15 protein-coding genes are annotated in these 17,250 nt (G+C 72.1%); 6 read left to right on the top strand and 9 right to left on the bottom strand.

From position 1 onward, the window contains the following. Positions 1 to 209 precede the first annotated feature (209 nt). The 4 genes from A5481_RS26550 to A5481_RS26535 all read left to right on the top strand — a co-directional run bounded on the left by A5481_RS26550 (position 210) and on the right by A5481_RS26535 (position 5,317). Positions 210 to 1,436 carry an MFS transporter gene (locus A5481_RS26550; protein ID WP_048434397.1) on the top strand — a complete coding sequence of 409 codons (1,227 nt, stop codon included), beginning with the start codon at positions 210 to 212 and terminating at the stop codon, positions 1,434 to 1,436. After that, positions 1,433 to 2,272 carry an alpha/beta fold hydrolase gene (locus A5481_RS26545; RefSeq protein WP_048434398.1) on the top strand — a complete coding sequence of 280 codons (840 nt, stop codon included), beginning with the start codon at positions 1,433 to 1,435 and terminating at the stop codon, positions 2,270 to 2,272. Before A5481_RS26550 ends, A5481_RS26545 begins: the two co-directional genes overlap by 4 nt. Before the next feature lie 173 nt (positions 2,273 to 2,445). Then, positions 2,446 to 4,080: a hypothetical protein gene (locus tag A5481_RS26540; protein WP_156655655.1), complete on the top strand. Its 1,635-nt coding sequence runs from the start codon at positions 2,446 to 2,448 to the stop codon at positions 4,078 to 4,080. Between the two features lie 25 nt (positions 4,081 to 4,105). Then, entirely contained in the window at positions 4,106 to 5,317 is a 1,212-nt protein-coding gene (locus A5481_RS26535; RefSeq protein WP_082173025.1) for a TAXI family TRAP transporter solute-binding subunit, read from the top strand. Between the two features lie 461 nt (positions 5,318 to 5,778). On the opposite strand, the gene A5481_RS26530 is transcribed toward A5481_RS26535, so the two are convergent. From A5481_RS26530 to A5481_RS26500, 7 genes are all read right to left on the bottom strand, one after another. Beyond that, positions 5,779 to 6,768, bottom strand: a complete 990-nt coding sequence (locus tag A5481_RS26530; protein ID WP_048433133.1) for a branched-chain amino acid ABC transporter permease — start codon at positions 6,766 to 6,768, stop codon at positions 5,779 to 5,781. Positions 6,769 to 6,796: 28 nt separating this feature from the next. Continuing rightward, positions 6,797 to 7,684 carry a branched-chain amino acid ABC transporter permease gene (locus A5481_RS26525; RefSeq protein ID WP_048433134.1) on the bottom strand — a complete coding sequence of 296 codons (888 nt, stop codon included), beginning with the start codon at positions 7,682 to 7,684 and terminating at the stop codon, positions 6,797 to 6,799. 76 nt (positions 7,685 to 7,760) lie between these two features. After that, positions 7,761 to 8,969: an ABC transporter substrate-binding protein gene (locus tag A5481_RS26520; protein WP_048433135.1), complete on the bottom strand. Its 1,209-nt coding sequence runs from the start codon at positions 8,967 to 8,969 to the stop codon at positions 7,761 to 7,763. A 182-nt stretch (positions 8,970 to 9,151) separates the two neighbouring features. Beyond that, positions 9,152 to 10,399, bottom strand: coding sequence for an ABC transporter substrate-binding protein (locus A5481_RS26515; protein WP_082173026.1), 1,248 nt, complete (start codon positions 10,397 to 10,399; stop codon positions 9,152 to 9,154). Continuing rightward, complete coding sequence (locus A5481_RS26510) at positions 10,399 to 11,148, bottom strand: ABC transporter ATP-binding protein (protein WP_048433136.1); 750 nt, start codon at positions 11,146 to 11,148, stop codon at positions 10,399 to 10,401. The genes A5481_RS26515 and A5481_RS26510 overlap by 1 nt, the downstream gene beginning before the upstream one ends. Further along, positions 11,141 to 11,947, bottom strand: coding sequence for an ABC transporter ATP-binding protein (locus A5481_RS26505; protein ID WP_048433137.1), 807 nt, complete (start codon positions 11,945 to 11,947; stop codon positions 11,141 to 11,143). The genes A5481_RS26510 and A5481_RS26505 overlap by 8 nt, the downstream gene beginning before the upstream one ends. A gap of 123 nt (positions 11,948 to 12,070) precedes the next feature. Next, on the bottom strand, positions 12,071 to 13,189 hold the full coding sequence (locus tag A5481_RS26500; RefSeq protein WP_245238737.1) for an acyltransferase family protein: 1,119 nt from the start codon (positions 13,187 to 13,189) through the stop codon (positions 12,071 to 12,073). A gap of 240 nt (positions 13,190 to 13,429) precedes the next feature. Between A5481_RS26500 and A5481_RS26495 the strand changes: the two genes are divergently transcribed. Beyond that, positions 13,430 to 14,146, top strand: a complete 717-nt coding sequence (locus tag A5481_RS26495; RefSeq protein WP_048433138.1) for a DUF4142 domain-containing protein — start codon at positions 13,430 to 13,432, stop codon at positions 14,144 to 14,146. A gap of 467 nt (positions 14,147 to 14,613) precedes the next feature. On the opposite strand, the gene modC is transcribed toward A5481_RS26495, so the two are convergent. Both modC and modB read right to left on the bottom strand, forming a co-directional pair. Next, on the bottom strand, positions 14,614 to 15,708 hold the full coding sequence (gene modC / locus A5481_RS26490; protein WP_064504414.1) for a molybdenum ABC transporter ATP-binding protein: 1,095 nt from the start codon (positions 15,706 to 15,708) through the stop codon (positions 14,614 to 14,616). A gap of 13 nt (positions 15,709 to 15,721) precedes the next feature. Then, positions 15,722 to 16,420, bottom strand: a complete 699-nt coding sequence (gene modB / locus A5481_RS26485) for a molybdate ABC transporter permease subunit (protein ID WP_048434367.1) — start codon at positions 16,418 to 16,420, stop codon at positions 15,722 to 15,724. Between the two features lie 148 nt (positions 16,421 to 16,568). Here modB and A5481_RS26480 point away from each other — a divergent pair, with 148 nt between their 5' ends. Next, positions 16,569 to 17,246 carry a glutathione S-transferase family protein gene (locus A5481_RS26480; RefSeq protein WP_048434366.1) on the top strand — a complete coding sequence of 226 codons (678 nt, stop codon included), beginning with the start codon at positions 16,569 to 16,571 and terminating at the stop codon, positions 17,244 to 17,246. The last annotated feature ends 4 nt before the right edge of the window (positions 17,247 to 17,250 follow it).

Genomic DNA, 17,250 nt, shown 5'->3' with positions numbered 1-17,250 from the left:
GTCCGGGAAAGGGGGAGGCTTACGAGGATCGTCCGGGCTTATGGTCGGGCCGAGGTCGCGCTGTCGTGTACCGTGGGCAGGCCAACGCTTCGCCCGCTTAGGTTCTTGTTTGTCGCAGATTTTTGGCGCCGAACCGGTAACCACTTCGGCGAAATCTGCTTAGGGTCCGGTCGTCGATCGACGCTCGAGCGCGGGGAAGGAAACCGAGGATGACCCGCGACAGCAGCGCGGCGGTCCCTGACGAGGCAGCGGACGAGGCCCATTGGCGGCGCAACCTCGCGGTCTGCGTGTTCGGCTCGTTCACCACCATCGTGGCGATGACGCTGCTCCTGCCGTTCCTGCCGCTCTACGTCGAGGAGCTCGGGGTCAAGGACCAGGCGGCGATCGTGCAGTGGTCGGGCGTCGCCTTCGGGGCGACCTTCTTCAGCGCCGCCCTGGTGGCGCCGCTCTGGGGCCGGCTCGCCGACCTCTACGGCCGCAAGCTGATGCTGATCCGGGCGAGCCTCGGCATGGCGGTGGCGATGTCGCTGATCGGCCTCGCCGGCAACGTCTGGCAGCTGGTGGGCCTGCGCCTGCTCGCCGGCCTGCTCGGCGGCTACGCCTCCGGCTCGACGGTGCTGGTGGCGACGCAGACGCCGAAGGACCGCTCGGCCTGGGCGCTCGGCACGCTCGCCTCCGGCATCATGGCCGGCAACCTCGTCGGGCCGCTCGTCGGCGGGGTGCTGCCGCCCTTGATCGGCATCCGGGCGACCTTCCTGGCCGCCGGCGCGGTGATCTTCCTGGCCTTCCTCGCCACCCTGCTGCTGATCCGCGAGGCGCCGCGCTCAGCCCGCGCGGCCCGGGTCGGCGGCGGCTTCGCCAGCATCCCCGACAAGCGCCCGGCCCTCGCCATGCTGGCGACCGGGATGCTGCTGATGCTGGCGGTGATGTCGGTCGAGCCGATCATCACCGTCTACGTCGCCGAGCTGACGCCCGACCCCGCCCGGGTCACCCTGATCGCCGGGCTCGCCATGTCGGCGACCGCGCTCGGCAGCATCCTGTCGGCGCCGCGCCTCGGGCGCCTCGCCGACCGGATCGGCCCCTGGACCGTCATCACCGCGAGCCTGACGGCGTCGGCCGTGCTGCTGGTGCCCCAGGCCCTGGTGACGAGCGACTGGCAGCTCGTGGCCCTGCGCTTCCTGATGGGGCTGGCGCTGGGGGGCCTCCTGCCCTGCATCGCCAGCGTGATCCGCCACTCGGTGCCCGACCGGGTCGCCGGGACGATGCTTGGCTATTCGACCTCGTCGCAGTACGTCGGGCAGGTGGTGGGGCCGCTGCTCGGCGGCTTCGTCGGGGGACATGTCGGCATGCGGGCGGTCTTCCTCGGCACGGCCGTGCTGATGGCGCTCGGCGCCGCCGGGACCGCCCTGGCGCGACCGAAGGGGATGCGGGCGTGACGCGAGACGGGCTGGTCCGGCGGACCATCGACATCGGCGACGCCGCCGGCGGCCATCTCGCCGCGCTCGATTTCGGGCCGGCGGCGCGGCCGCTCGACGCGATCCTGCTCCACGCCAACGGCTTCAACGCCCGCACCTACCGCAGCCTGCTCTCGCCTCTGACCGACCTGCACGTGCTGGCCTACGACCATCGCGGCCACGGCCGCTCGACGCTGCCGGCCGAGCCCGCCGGGCGGACCGACTGGTGGGACGTCACGAACGACCTGATCGCCGTCCTCGACCGGCTCGATGCCGGCCTCCTGGTGCTGATCGGCCACTCGATGGGCGGCACCGCCTCGCTGCTCGCCGCCGCCGAGCGGCCGGAGCGGGTGCGCCGCCTCGTGCTCCTCGATCCGGTGATCCAGCCGCCGGAGCGGCGCGGGGAGGGCCATGCCGGCCTCGCCGAAGGGGCGCTGCGGCGGCGCAGCGACTTCCCGTCCCGCGCGGCGGCCCTCGCCGCCTATGCCGGGCGCGGCGCCTTCCGCACCTGGCCGGAGGCGCCGCTCGCCGATTACGTCGCGGACGGGTTCCGCGATGGCCCCGAGGGCGTGACGCTGGCCTGCACCGGCGCCTGGGAGGCGTCGAGCTACCTCGCGCAGGGCCACGACCCGTGGGCGGCGCTGGCGCGCCTGTCCTGCCCGGTCGAGGTGCTGCGGGCCGAGACCGGCAGCACCTGCGCCCTCGCGGCGAGCCCCCGCCCCGGGATCGAGGTCGAGACGGTGCCGGGCACGACGCATTTCCTGCCCTTCGAGGCGCCCGAGCGGGTCCGGGCCGCGATCCGGCGGGCCGTGGCCTGATCCCGCGCCTCCTCCCGAAGGCGAGGGCGCCCGCGCCTTTCGGTGAGGCCGTGCCCTCCCGCCCGCTCCCTTCGCGCAGATAGCCCCTGCCTGCCCCGACGGCCCAATGTCGGCCGCGACGAGACGGCGCGGCTGTTCCCCCGGGACCGCCCGCCCAGCCGGAGGGGCGCGGCATGAGGTTCTGGCTCGGACTGACAGGATGCCTGGGAGTCGCGGCGACCGGCGTGCTGCTCACCATGGAGGGAAGCCCGCCGGATGCGGGCCCGGCATCCGCCGCCCCGGCCGGGGCGGCCGCGTCCCGGGACGCGGTGCCCGACGTCAAGACATCACCGGTCGCGACGGCACAGGTCGCCGCGGCGCAGGCGACCGAGGCGGATCGGGCCGGCGTGCCGCGCCAGATGCAGGTGCGCACGATCCTGGCCCGGCAAGCGGGCGATCCGGCCCGGCAAGCGGGCGATCCGGCCCGGCAAGCTGCACCAGCCCGCGCCGCCGTCCCGCCTTCCGACGCGCCGGCACTCGACGCGGTCCGGCGGGAGGCCGAGGCGCGCGTGCGCCAGGCGGAGGCCGAGGCGGCCGCGCACCGCCAGCGTCTCGAGCAGGAGGAGGCGCGGGCCGGCACCCTCTCGGAGGCGGCCGCGGCGGCCCGGCGCGAGCTCGTCGCCGCCCGGGCCGAGGTCGAGGCGTTGCGGGCGCGGGTGGCGCAGGAGCACGATCCCGCGCCGGGGCACGCCGCGCTGGCGATCGCCGAGGAGGCGCGCCGGGTCGCGGAGGAGACGGCCGACGAGCGTCGCCAGGCCCTCGCGGAGGAGCGCACGCGCACCGACCAGCTCGCGGGCGCCCTGGCGGAGGCGCGCCGCCGCGTCGCCGCGCTGGAGACCGCGGCGGAGGCCGCGCAGGTCGCCCACCAGGCCCAGGCGGCCTCGGCGGCGCGGGAGCGGGCGATGATGCGGGCGGGTCTGCGCCGCCTCGCGGTCGCGTTGCGGGCGGCGCAGGTCGCCCGGTCCGAATCCGCCGCCCGCGTGGTGCAGGTCGCGGAGGAACGCGACCGGGCCGAGCGGGGACGGCTCGCCGCCGAGCGGGCCGGCGCCGAGACGCGCGAGCGGCTCGATCGCCTGAAGGCCGGCCTCGACCGCGCGGCCGAGGCCCGGCTGCCGGATTCCGGGAGGTCGCGGGCCGGGAGGTCCGGAACCAGGACCGCCGACGTCAAGACGGCCGAGGCCAAGACGGCAGAGACCAAGACGGCAGAGACCAAGACGGCAGAGGCGAAACCGGCCGGGACCGGGACGATCGATGCCGGGTCGGGCCGGCCGGCGCCCTCGCTGGTGCTCCGGACCCGCCTCGGCACGGCGCCGCGGGGCGGGCTCCTGCCGGCGACCGCGCAGCCCGCGGAGACGCTCGACGAGGCGCGACTGCTGGCGCGGGTCGCGACCCTGCTCGGGCGCGGCGACATCAGCGGGGCGCGGCTCTTCCTCACCCTCGGCGTCAGGAGTGGCAGCGCCCGGGCGACCGCGCTTCTCGCCGAGACCTACGATCCCGACAGGCTCGCCGCCCTGCAGGTCCGCGGCATGCGCGGCGATCCGGACACCGCGAGCGCCCTCTACCGCCAGGCGCAGGACGGCGAGGGCGTGGCGGCCACCGGGCCGGCGGAGGAGCGGCTGGCGAACCGGGAGCCGGGGAGCGAGCCGGCCGGCCCCGCGCGGCCGCGCGAACCCGCCGCCTGGTCCACGCCGATCCGCCAGGCCGGGCTGCCCGGCCCGCTGCTGGCCCCCGCCGTCGCACCCCTGTCGGCCCCGTGGGCCGGCGAGTGACGCACCGCCGGCGAGGAGATCCCGCATGACACGCCGCGCCGCACTGATCGGCCTCGCCCTCCTGCTGCCCTGGTCCACGCTGCCCTGGCTCGCGGGACCGGGCGGGGCCGTCGCCCAGCCCGCCGATCCCCCGGCCGCCGCATCGGCGCCCGCCCGGGCGGCCCGGGCCGCCCCGGCCCGGGCACGGATTCCCGCCGCGACTCCGCGGGAGACCGCCGAGGACGTGGCGCTCGGCAGCCATCTCAACGCCAACACCGTGGCGGTGATCTCCGGCACCCCCGGCGGCACCTATTTCCGCATGGCGAGCGACCTCGCCTTCGTGCTCGACGGCTACAAGGACCTGCGGGTGCTGCCGGTGATGGGCAAGGGCGCCGGCCAGAACGCCTACGACCTGCGCTACCTGCGCGGGATCGACATCGGCTTCGTGCGCACCGATTCCCTCGACCAGCTGAGCAAGGACAAGCGGGTCGGCAACGCGCGCTCCCACATCGCCTACATCGCCCGGCTGTTCAACGACGAGCTCCACGTGGTCGCGCCCCGCGACATCACCGACATCCGCCAGCTCGCCGGACGGAAGGTGAGCTTCGACGTGCGCGGCAGCGGCACCGACGTGTCGGGGCGGGCGATGTTCGCCGGGATCGGCCTCGCGGTCGACGCGGTCAACGTCGACCAGCCGGCGGCGCTCGCCATGCTGGAGCGGGGCGAGGTCGCCGCCGTCGTCTCGGTGGCGGCCAAGCCCGTGGCGGTGCTGGCCGAGTTCCAGGCCGGCGACCGCTTCCACCTGCTCGACGTGCCCTTCGCGGGCGGCGCCGCCGAGAGCTACATGCCGGCCGAGCTGACCCACGCCGACTACCCGCTCCTCGCCCCCGAGGGCGCTACGGTGCGCACGCTGGCGGTCGGCACCATCCTGGCGGCCTATAACTGGCCGAAGGGCAGCGAGCGCTACAACCGCATCGCCCGCTTCGTCGACGGCTTCTTCAGCCAGTACGATGCCTTCCTGAAGGCGCCCCGGCACCCGAAATGGCGCGAGGTAAACCTCACCGCCGAGGTCCCCGACTGGCCCCGCTTCCCGGCGGCCAAGGACTGGCTCGAGCAGCGCACCGGCCCCGCCCCGCGGGTCGCGGCGGCCCCGGGCGAGGTGGCGCAGTTCCTGGCCCAGCGCCGGGGCGCCGGCGAGGTCGACCGCGACCAGCTGTACCAGGAGTTCCTGAAGTGGCGGGATGGCAAGGGGCGGTGAGGGGCGACCGGCCCTTCGCGATCAATCCGCTCACGCAAATGCCACTCCCTCGTCGTCCCGGGGCCGCGCAGCAGAGCCCGGGAGGACGCTCCCGCTCGATCTCTCCGGTGTCGTATCAGTCGAGCGCGGGAGAGGGGTCGGGGCGATCGGAGATCGCGCGCGGATGGACACGGTTTTCCGGATAAGTCTCTCAGCGTCGGGCTGTCAGCACGACGGTTTAGTAGCTGAACGATACCGCCGCGCCTTCGAACGGACCTGTTCAAAGGCGCGGCGGTATTACAGGTCAACACGTCGCCTCCGACATGCCAGCCCATCGTCGATGCGCGCGCTTTCCCCCCTGTAGGGAGGGGAGACGTGCTCGACCTCTGTTCGGACGAGTCAGGAACAAAGTTCTCGATACGACGACGGCGCCGGTCCCACGCAGGACCGGCGCCGCCCGTCTCGTCCGTCGCTCGTCCGGCTCAGAGCGGCCGCTTCAGCATCCGGGCCACCAGTCCCAGGATACCCTCGCGGAACACCAGAACGCAGATCACGAACACGAAGCCCTGGATGATCGTCACCCAGGCGCCGAACTGCGCCAGGTAGTTCTCCATCGCGATGATGACGAAGGAGCCGAGGATCGGGCCGAACACCGTGCCCATCCCGCCGACCAGCGTCATCAGCACCACCTCGCCCGACATCGACCAGTGCACGTCGGTGAGCGAGGCGAGCTGGAACACGATCGCCTTGGTCGAGCCGGCAAGGCCCGCGAGCGTCGTCGAGAGGACGAAGACCGCGAGCTTGTACTGGTTGGCGCGATACCCGAGCGAGATCGCCCTCGGCTCGTTGTCGCGGATCGCCTTGAGCACCTGGCCGAAGGGCGAGTGGATGATGCGGTAGATCAGCAGGAGGCCGAGGAAGAAGATCACCGCGACGAGCGCGTAGAGCACCCGGTCGTCGGCGAGGCTGATGACGCCGAACAGGTTGCCGCGCGGCACCGCCTGGATGCCATCCTCGCCGCCGGTGAACTTCGCCTGGAGCGAGAAGAAGAACACCATCTGGGCGAGCGCCAGGGTGATCATCGAGAAGTAGATGCCCTGGCGCCGGATGGCGAGCGCCCCGAAGACGAGGCCGAGGAGCGCCGCCACCACGGTGCCGCCCAGGATCGCGAGTTCCGGGGTCAGCCCCCAGTTCTTGGCGGCGTAGGCGGTGACGTAGCTCGCCATGCCGAAATAGGCGGCATGGCCGAAGGAGAGCAGGCCGCCGTAGCCGAGGAGCAGGTTGAAGGCCAGCGCGAACAGCGCGAAGCACAGCACCTTCATCAGGAAGACGGGATAGAGGATGAAGGGCAGCACCGCGAGCAGGACCGCGATGACGACGAAGACGAGGCGGTGGAACGCCTTGGCGTCCTTGCCCTCGGGCAGGGTGCGGGCGATCGGGGAGGCGTCGGTGGACGCCGCGGCGGAGGACATCGTCGTGTGTTCCTTCAGGCGAGGCGGGTCAGGCGGTGCGGCCGAACAGGCCGGCGGGCTTCACCAGCAGCACCAGCACCATGATGACGAAGATCACGGTCGAGGAGGCTTCCGGGTAGAACACCTTGGTCAGGCCCTCGATCAGCCCGAGGGTGAAGCCGGTGATGATCGAGCCGAGGATCGACCCCATGCCGCCGATCACCACGACCGCGAACACCACGATGATGATGTCGGCGCCCATGTTCGGGTTGACCGAGTAGACCGGCGCGGCGAGCACGCCCGCGAAGGCGGCGAGCGCGACGCCGAAGCCGTAGGTCAGCGTCAGCAGCAGGGGCACGTTGACGCCGAAGGCCTGGACGAGCGTCGGGTTCTCGGTCGCGGCCCTCAGGTACGCGCCGAGCTTCGTCTTCTCGATGACGAGCCAGGTCGCGATGCAGACGACGAGCGAGGCGACGACGACCCAGCCGCGGTAGTTCGGCAGGAACATGAAGGGCAGGCGCTGGCCGCCCGACAGCTCCGAGGGAATCGCGTAGGGCAGGCCCGACACGCCGTACTCGTTGCGGAACAGGCCCTGGATGATCAGCGCCAGGCCGAAGGTCAGGAGCAGGCCGTAGAGGTGATCGAGCTTGTAGAGCCGCGAGATCAGCAGCCGCTCCAGGATCACCCCGAAGATCCCGACCACGATCGGCGCCAGGATGAGCGCCCACCAGTAGCCGAGGCCGGCGTAGTTCAGCAGCATCCAGGCGACGAAGGCGCCCATCATGTACTGCGCGCCGTGGGTGAAGTTGATGATGTTCAACAGCCCGAAGATGATCGCCAGCCCGAGCGACAGGATGGCGTAGAACGAGCCGTTGATGAGGCCGAGCAGGAGCTGGCCGAAGAGCGCCTGCATGGGGACGCCGAGGATCGTGGGCATGGGGTCTGGCGACTCGCGTGGGGACCGGGCCGGGTTCGGGTGGGCCGGCGGCGCTCGCGCGCCGCCGGAAGGAGCGTCAGCTCTTGTTCACCAGCGGGCAATTGCCCTGGTTGAGGGGCCGGAACGCCTCGTTGCCGGGGATGGTCGCCAGCGTCTTGTAGAGGTCCCACGGGCCCTTCGACTCGGCCGGCTTCTTGACCTCGAACAGGTACATGTCGTGGATCGTGCGGCCGTCGGCCCGGATGCTGCCCTTGCCGAACAGCGGATCGTCGGTCGGGATCTCCTTCATCTTGGCGACGACCTTCCCGCCGTCGGCGGCCGACTTCAGCGCCTCGACGGCCTTCAGGTAGTGCAGCACGCTGGCGTAGACGCCGGCCTGCACCGCGGTCGGCTTCTTGCCGCCGGCGAGCTTGGCGAAGCGGTCCGAGAAGGCGCGGGTGCCGTCGTTGAGGTCCCAGTAGAACGGCTCGGTGAGCACCAGGCCCTGCGCCACCTTCGGGGTCAGGGCGTGGATGTCGGAGGAGAAGATCAGCAGCCCGGCGATGGCCTGGCCGCCCTCGGTGATGCCGAACTCCGCCGCCTGCTTGATGGCGTTGATGGTGTCGCCGCCGGCATTCGCCAGCCCGATCACCTTGGCGCCCGACCCTTGCGCCTGCAGCAGGAAGGACGAGAAGTCGGCGGTCGGGAACGGGGTCTTGACCGCGCCGATCACCTTGCCGCCGTTCTTGGTCACGACCTCGGTGGTGTCGCGCTGCAGGGCCTGGCCGAAGGCGTAGTCGGCGGTGAGGAAGAACCAGGTGGTGCCGCCGCGCTTGACCATGGCGCCGCCGGTGCCGTTCGCCAGCGCGACCGTGTCGTAGGTCCAGTGGACCGTGTTCGGCGAGCATTGCGGACCGGTGAGGTCGGCGGTGCCGGCGCCCGAATTGATGAAGGCCTTGTTCTTCTCGCGCGTCACCTGGTTGATGGCGAGCGCCACCGAGGAGGTCGGCACGTCGAAGATCGCGTCGACGCCGTCGCGGTCGTACCATTGCCGGGCGATCGAGGCGCCGACATCCGGCTTGTTCTGGTGGTCGGCGGCGACGATCTCGACCTTCAGGCCCTTCTCGGCGGCCTTGAAGTCTTCGACCGCCATGCGGGCGGCGGCGACCGAGCCCTCGCCCGAGATGTCGGCATAGACGCCCGAGCGGTCGTTCAGCACGCCGATCTTCACCGGGGTCTGCTGCGCGAGCGCCTGGGTGGCGGCCACGGCGCAGAGCGCGCTGGCGAGCAACAACCGTTTCAGCATCGATACTCCTCCCTGTCGGTGCCACCCGCACGCGGCGGCCTGTCCCTGGTCCCGCCGCACGCGGCGGTTCTTCTTCGTGTCGCCGCACGCGGCGGGTTCTCCCCGTCCCGTCGCACGGGCGGCGGGACGGCAATCCGGTCCGGGCGGGCTTCGCGGCCTTCCGCGCGCCCGCTTCTCATGCCTCAGGGCCTGGCGCCCTCCGCCTGCGCCGCCCGGGTGACGAGCGGGCAGCCGCCCTGGTCGAGGGGCCGGAACGCCTCGTTGCCGGGGATCGTCGCCAGCGTCCTGTAGAGGTCCCACTCGCCCTTCGACTCGGACGGCTTCTTGACCTCGAACAGGTACATGTCGTGGATCTTGCGGCCGTCGGCCCGGATCGTGCCCTTGCCGAACAGCGGGTCGTCGGTCGGGATCTCCTTCATCTTCGCCACGACTTTGGCGCCGTCGTCGGCCGACCTCAGCGCCGCGACCGCCTTGAGGTAGTGGAGCACGCCGGCATAGACCCCGGCCTGGGCGGCGGTCGGCTTCTTGCCGCCGAAGCGCCGGGCGAAGCGGTCGGAGAACGCGCGGGTCGCCTCGTTGAGGTCCCAGTAGAACGGCTCGGTCAAAACCAGGCCCTGCGCCACCTTCGGGGTCAGGGCGTGGATGTCGGAGGAGAAGATCAGCAGCCCGGCGAGCGCCTGGCCGCCCTCGGTCACCTTCAGCCGCGCCGCCTCGCGCACCGCGCCGATCGTGTCGCCGCCGGCATTGGCCAGCCCGATCACCTTGGCGTGCGAGCCCTGCGCCTGGCGGAGAGACGGAGCGAAGTCCGAGGCCGGGAACGGCGTCTTGACGCTGCCCAGCACCTTGCCGCCGTTGCGCAGGATCAGCGCCGTGGTGTCGCGCTGCACCGCCTCGCCGAAGGCGTAGTCGGCGGTGACGAAGAACCAGGTGTCGCCGCCGCGCTTGACCATGGCGCCGCCGGTGCCGTTCGCCAGCGCCACGGTGTCGAAGGTCCAGTGCACGGTGTTGGGCGAGCAGTCCGGCCCGGTGAGGTCGGCGGTGCCGGCGCCGGAATCGACGAAGACCTTGTTCTTCTCGCGGGTGACCGCGTGGACGGCGAGCGCCACCGAGGAGGTCGGCACGTCGAAGATCGCGTCGACCCCCTCCCGGTCGTACCACGCCCGGGCGAGCGCCGCGCCGACACCGGGCTTGTTCTGGTGGTCGCCGGCCACGACCTCGACCGCGAGGTCGTGGGCCTGCGGACGGAAATCCTCCACGGCCATGCGGGCGGCGACGACCGAGCCCTCGCCCGAGATGTCGGCATAGACGCCCGAACGGTCGTTCAGCACGCCGATCCTCACCGGCGCGCCCTTCACCGGCGTGTCGGCAAGCGCTGCCACATCCGGTGCGAGGCCCGCCAGCAGGGCCGTGAGGAGGACCCGCGACCGCATCAGACCCCGAGATAGGTGTGCAGCTTGTCGATGTTGGCGTCGAGCTCGGCATTCGGGATCGTGTCGATCACCCGGCCCTGCTCGACGACGAAGTGACGGTCGGCCACGGTCTGGGCGAAGCGGAAGTTCTGCTCCACCAGCACGATCGTGTAGCCCTCGGTCTTCAGCCGGGCGATCGTCCGGCCGATCTGCTGCACGATGACCGGGGCGAGGCCCTCGGTCGGCTCGTCGAGCAGGATCAGCTTGGCCCCCGTACGCAGGATGCGGCCGATGGCGAGCATCTGCTGCTCGCCGCCCGAGAGCTTGGTGCCCTGGCTGCCCGCACGCTCCTTGAGGTTGGGGAACAGGGTGTAGATCTGCTCGACCGTCATCCCGCCGGGCTTCACCCGCGGCGGCAGCATCAGGTTCTCGTAGACCGACAGGCTCGAGAAGATACCCCGCTCCTCCGGCACGTAGCCGAGGCCGAGCTTGGCGATGTTGCGCGAGGCCATGCCGATGGTCTCGGCGCCGTCGTAGCGGATCGAGCCCTTGCGCTTGGCCAGGATGCCGATGATGGCGCGCAGCGTCGTGGTCTTGCCAGCGCCGTTGCGGCCGAGCAGGGTCACGACCTCGCCGGGCTTCACGTCGAAGCTGATGCCGTGCAGCACGTGGCTCTCGCCGTACCAGCCCTCGAGGCCCTGCACCGAGAGCAGCGGGGCCGTGCCCGCGGCCGCGCCCGCGACCGGCTTCGTCATCACCGCCTCAGCCATGACCGGCTCCGATATAGGCCTCAATCACGCGGGGATCCTTCGACACGGTGGCGTAGTCGCCCTCCGCCAGCACCTGGCCGCGCGCCAGCACGGTGATGCGGTCGGAGAGCGAGGCGACGACCGACAGGTTGTGCTCGACCATCAGGATGGTGCGGTTCGCCGAGACCCGGCGGATCAGCGCCGCGGTCCGGTCGACGTCCTCGTGGCCCATGCCGGCCATCGGCTCGTCGAGGAGCAGCATCTCGGGCTCCAGCGCCAGCGTCGTGGCGATCTCGAGCGCGCGCTTGCGGCCATAGGACAGCTCCACGGCGGGAATGTCGGCGAAATCCGAGAGGCCGACCGCCTCGACCAGCTGCAGCGCCTCCTGGTTGAGGGCGCGCAGCACCGTCTCGGAGCGCCAGAAGTCGAACGAGTCGCCGCGCTTGCGCCGCTGCAGGGCGATGCGGACGTTCTCCTTGACCGTCAGGTGCGGGAACACCGCCGAGATCTGGAACGAACGCACCAGCCCGAGCCGGGCGACGTCCGCCGGCTTCATGCCGGTGATGTCGCGGCCGTTGTAGCGGATCGAGCCCGCCGACGGCGTCAGGAACTTCGTCAGCAGGTTGAAGCAGGTCGTCTTGCCGGCGCCGTTCGGGCCGATCAGCGCGTGGATGGTGCCGCGCGTCACCTCGAGGGTCACGCCGTTCACGGCGCGGAACCCCTTGAACTCCTTGGTCAGCCCCTCGGTGGACAGGACGATGTCCCGGCCCTCGGCACCCGCTCGGGCGCGTCCCTCGGCGTGGGTGGTCGGTTGAGCCATGTCGGCGCGTCACCCCTGCGTTTCCTCACTCGCGCTTATGCGCGTATCGCATAGCGAAACAGCATGCCGCCGATGGAGTGTCAACGGGTTCGACCGGCCCGTGCCGAGGGAGGTCCGGGCTTGTCAGCCCTTATTCACCGGCGATGCCGGCGCGAGCAGCGCCCGCGCCGCCCGGGTCAGGGGCCGTTCGACGATGCGGTGCAGCAGGATCGCCGCCCCGGCGGCGAGGACGAGCATCGACGCGGCCAGCGGCCCGGGTCCGAGGACCGCCGCGAGGCCGGCCGTCTCGGCCGTCACGCGCAGGCCCCGTACGACGAAGGGATGAGCTAGGTAGAGGGCGTAGGACGCATCCCCCAGCACGACCGCCGGCCGGAGTCGGGGCCCGACGGCGCCCGCCGGCCCGAGGGCGGCCGCGGCGACGAGGAGCGCGGCGGGCCCGCCCCAGGCGAGGGCGCGGGGGAGGGCGGGCGCCTCGCCGGCGACGCAGAGCAGGACGAGGCCGGCGACCGCCAGGACGAGGCGCGCCGGCGCCGGCAGGCGAAACCCCTCCTGCCGCGCCAGGGCGAGGAGGGCGCCGCAGGCGAATTCGAGCACGATCGGGTCGCTCCAGAACGCGATCGGCGCCGCGAGGGGGCCCGGCAGCGGTCCGGCCACCCGCCCGACGAGGACGAGGCCGCCGAGCAGCGCGACCACGCCGAGGACCGTCCGCCTCGGGCTCGCGATCCGTTCCCCGCCCGCGATCCGTCCCCCGCCCCAAGGCAGCGCGAGGGCGAAGAGTGCGTAGAACGCCATCTCGTAGTTGAGCGTCCAGCCCAGCGAGTAGAGCGGCTGCACCGCCCCGTCGGCCCGGGCCATCGGCCAGAACAGGTAGGAGGCCGCGAGGTAGAGGGGCCCCTCGGAACCGGCCCCGAGGAGGCCGGGCCGGGCGAAGGCGAGCGCGAGGTAGAGCGTGGTGGCGAGCCAGTAGAGCGGCACCACCCGGGCGATCCTGTGGGCGAGGAAGATTTTTCGCGCGTCCGCCCGTCCGTACAGGGGCGCCGCCGCGTGCACGATGATGAAGCCGGAGATCACGAAGAACACGTCGACCCCGGCCGGCCAGGGCAGCCGCGCCGCCGGCGCGAAGGGCAAGCCCGCCCGGGCGGCGAGGCCCGCGACCTCGAACTGCGCGTGGCCCGCGGCGACCATCACGGCGGCGAGCGCCCGCAGGACCTGGATCAGCGGCAGGGAGGTGGGGCGTGTCACTCGGAACGTCGCGTCGCTCGCGCGCCCGGACCGTCCGCGGCGCCGCGGGCGGTCATAGCGGAGGCGGCCCCGTTCCGGCCAGGGGCGCGGCGTCACGATCGATGACGCAACGATGGAACAATGCCGGCGAAAGCTCGTTGTCCAGCCCGAAAGCGTCCTGCCAAGCCGTCCCGAACCAACGGCCCGATGTTCGGTCGTCGACCGACCCGACGCTCAAGAATAGATTTTTGGAGATCACCGATGAAGAAGCTCGTTGCTCTGACCGGTCTTGCCGTTGCGCTCGCGACCCCCGCCTTCGCGCAGCAGGTCGGCGACTTCAACCAGTTCCGCTCGATGGCGCTGATGTCGAACGCCTTCGAGGTCAAGTCGAGCCAGATCGCCCTCGAGAAGTCGCGCAACCCGCGGATCCGCACCTACGCCCGCGAGATGATCCGCGATCACCGCGCCGCCAACGTGGCGCTGCTCGGCGGCCGCGAGAACGTGGCCCGCGGCACCGGCGCCGGCATCGGCGGCCTGATCGAGGCGCCCTTCGCCATCGCGGGCGGCGCGGTCGGCGCGGCCACCGGCGCGGCGGCCGGCGTGGTCGGCGGCACCCTGCAGGGCGGCCCGGTCGGCGGCCTCGAAGGCCTCGGCACCGGCGCGGCCCGTGGCGCCCAGATGGGCGCAAACGCGGTCGACTTCGACGGCGACGTGACCACCACCGCCACCACCCAGGCGATCCCGCTCGGCCCGCAGCAGCAGGCGATGCTCGCCGAGCTCGCCTCGACCCCGGCCGGCCCGGCCTTCGACCGCACCTACGCTCGCATGCAGGTGCAGGCCCACGGCATGACCGTCGCCAACTACCAGGCCTACGCGCAGTCCGGCCCGAACCCGGCCCTGCGGGCTTACGTGCAGCAGGCCCTGCCGGTGATGGAGCAGCATCTGGCGCAGGCCCAGCGGCTGCCCAGCGCCCGCTAAGTCCGGCTCGGACATAGGATGACGGGGCGGCGGGCCGAAAGGCCCGCCGTTTCCGTGTCGAGATCTCAACACACGAGGGCACTGTAAAAATCGCTTCGCGTCGATTGATTGACGCAGCGATCGCACCTATCTTCACGGGCGAGGACCCGCGGGTGGCGCCCCGCGAGCCCTCTTGTCACGCGAACAGTGTCGCTACATGAGCCCGATCGTGATGGTCAGAGACCATCCGGTCGGGCTTTTTGCGATGGTGATGGTGAGTATCGGAAAACCGTTCACATCCTTCACCTCCTTCCCAGCCATGCCTGCTCAGCCCTGTTCGGGTTTCGACGACGGCCGGCGAATGCCGTCGTAAGCCCACGCGCCATGGGCTCTCGCAGCCGGGAAGGTGTTCACCTGACGCAGAGATCCTAGCGGGTGCCGGACGGCTTGTCTCCATCCCGTCTTCGCCTCGTCGCCGATGCGTGCCGTTAGATCTCCAACACCCCGATCGTCTCCTCGTCGAACGCGACGCTCTTCACGATCGCCACCACGGGTAGGCCGGGCGCCAGCGCGAGCTCGTGGGCGGCGAGCCGAGTGACTTGCGCGACCAGCACGGCGTCGCCGCAGGCGATCTCGACCCGGGCATGGGGTCCGTCGCCCGGGATCACCGCGGTCACGGTGCCGGGCAGCACGTTGCGGGCGCTCAACGACGGCGGGACCTCCCGCGCCACCAGCACGTCGCGGGCCCGCACCCGGACTCGCACGCTCGCACCCGCCGGCAGGGGAAGCCGCGGCACGGTCAGGCGGCCGGGCGCGCCCTCCAGGCGGGTGAGGCCGAAAGCGTCGTCATGGGTGGCGATCCGCAGTTGCAGCAGGGCACCGGTCTCTCCCGTCTCGCGGCCCGGGAACAGCGCGCTGCGGCGCAGGACCTCGGCGGCGGGGCCGCAGGCCGCGACCCGGCCCTGGTCCAGGACCACCACCGTGTCGGCGAGGCGCGCCACCTCGGCGACGGCGTGGCTGACATAGACGATCGGCACCCGCGCCTCGTCGCGCAGCCGCGCCACGTAGGGCAGGATCTCGGCCTTGCGCGCCTCGTCGAGGGCCGAGAGCGGCTCGTCCATCAGCAGGAGCCGCGGGCGGGCGAGGAGCGCCCGGCCGATCGCCACCCGCTGGCGCTCGCCGCCCGACAGGCCCGCCGGCCGCCGGTCGAGCAGGGGCGCGATGCCGAGGAGGTCGGCCACTGCGGCGAGGCTCGGGCCGCCGGCGCGGTCGCGGGAGAACCAGCGCCCGAACAGCAGGTTCTGGCGCACGCTGAGATGCGGCAGCAGCCGCGCCTCCTGGAACACGTAGCCGATCCGGCGCCGGTGCACCGGCACCCGGAGGCGCGTCCCCGTGTCGAGGAGGGTAACGCCGTCGACCACGATCCGCCCCTGGTCGGGCCGCACCAGCCCGGCGATCACGTCGACGAGGGTCGACTTGCCGGAGCCCGAGCGGCCGAACAGCGCGGTGACCCGTCCCTCCGCCGTGAAGGCCGCATCGAGCGCGAAAGCGCCGCGGGCGTGGCGGACCGCGACCTCGATCATGCCGAGCCTCCCGTCATGCCGAGAGCCGGTTCCGGGCCCGCCGGGCCAGCCACTCCGAGGCGAGGAGCGCCGCCATCGACAGGGCGACCGAGACCAGGGTGAGGCGCAAGGCGCCGGCCTCGCCCCCCGGCACCTGGGTCAGGGTGTAGATCGCCGCCGGCAGGGTCTGGGTCTCGCCCGGGATGTTCGACACGAAGGTGATGGTGGCGCCGAACTCCCCCATCGCCTTGGCGAAGGCCAGCACCGCGCCGGCGAGGATGCCGGGCAGCGCCAGCGGCAGCGTGACGACGAGGAACACCGCGACCGGAGAGGCGCCGAGGGTCCCGGCGGCCTGCTCGAGCTTGCGGTCGACCGCCTCGAAGGACAGCCGCATCGCCCGCACCATCAGCGGGAAGCCCATCACCGCGCAGGCGAGCGCCGCCCCGGTCCAGCGGAACGAGAACACGATGCCGATCTCGGCGAGTGCCGGCCCGACCCAGCCGCGGCGGCCGAAGGCGAGGAGGAGCAGGTAGCCGGTCACCACCGGGGGCAGGATCAGCGGCAGATGGACCAGCCCGTCGAGGAGCGCCCGGCCGCGGAACTCGCGGCGCGCCAGCAGGTAGGCGACGGCGAGCCCCGGCAGCAGGCTCGCCAGCGTCGCCACGCTCGCCACCAGCAGGCTGAGCCTGAGCGCGCTCCACTCGTCGGGGGTGAGGAACAGGGGAGGGATCATCCGGCGGAGAGATCCTGCACCATGGCGGATCGGCGTGCGGAGTCCAGGCCCCGTGCGGCAACGCTGGGTTTCGGGCCGTACCGTTGATCCGCGGGCGCATCTGGGGCCCTGTGTGGGGAATGCCACCCCGTCCCCCGGAGGCCCTGCGATGATCACCTTCTATTTCAACGGCTCGCCCAACCCGACCAAGGTCGCGCTCTTCCTGGAGGAGGCGGGGCTCGCTTACGAGCCGGTGGCGGTGGACACCCGCAAGGGCGAGCAGTTCGCGCCCGAGTTCCTCAAGCTCAACCCGAACGGCAAGGTGCCGGTGATCGTCGACGACGGCACCGTGGTGTTCGATTCGAACGCGATCCTGCTCTACCTCGCCGAGAAGACTGGCCGCTTCCTGCCCCCCGCATCCGAGCGGGCCACGCTCCTGTCCTGGCTGATGTTCGTGGCGACCGGCATCGGGCCGTTCTCCGGCCAGGCGGTGCATTTCCGCAACTTCGCCCCCGAGAAGGTCCCTTACGCCAACGACCGCTACCAGTTCGAGGCGAAGCGCCATTACGGCGTGCTCGACGGGCACCTCGCCGGGCGCGACTGGATGGTGGGCGAGGCCTACGGCATCGTCGACATGGCGGTGTGGGGCTGGGCCCGGATGCTGCCCTTCATCCTCGGCGAGGGCGCCTTCGAGCCCTTCCCGAACCTGAAGCGCCACCACGATGCCATCGCCGCCCGCCCCGCCGCCGCGAAGGCCGTCGCCCTGAAGGACCGGTTCGCCTTCAAGGCCGAGCTGGATGCCGAGGCGCGCGGGCACATGTTCAAGCACCTGAAGCCGGCCGTTTGAGCCG

The organism is Methylobacterium platani (assembly GCF_001653715.1).
In the GTDB taxonomy this organism is placed as follows: Bacteria; Pseudomonadota; Alphaproteobacteria; order Rhizobiales; family Beijerinckiaceae; genus Methylobacterium; species Methylobacterium platani.
Note: the sequence above shows the minus strand (reverse complement) of the source record. Positions and strands in the feature narration are given on the sequence as shown.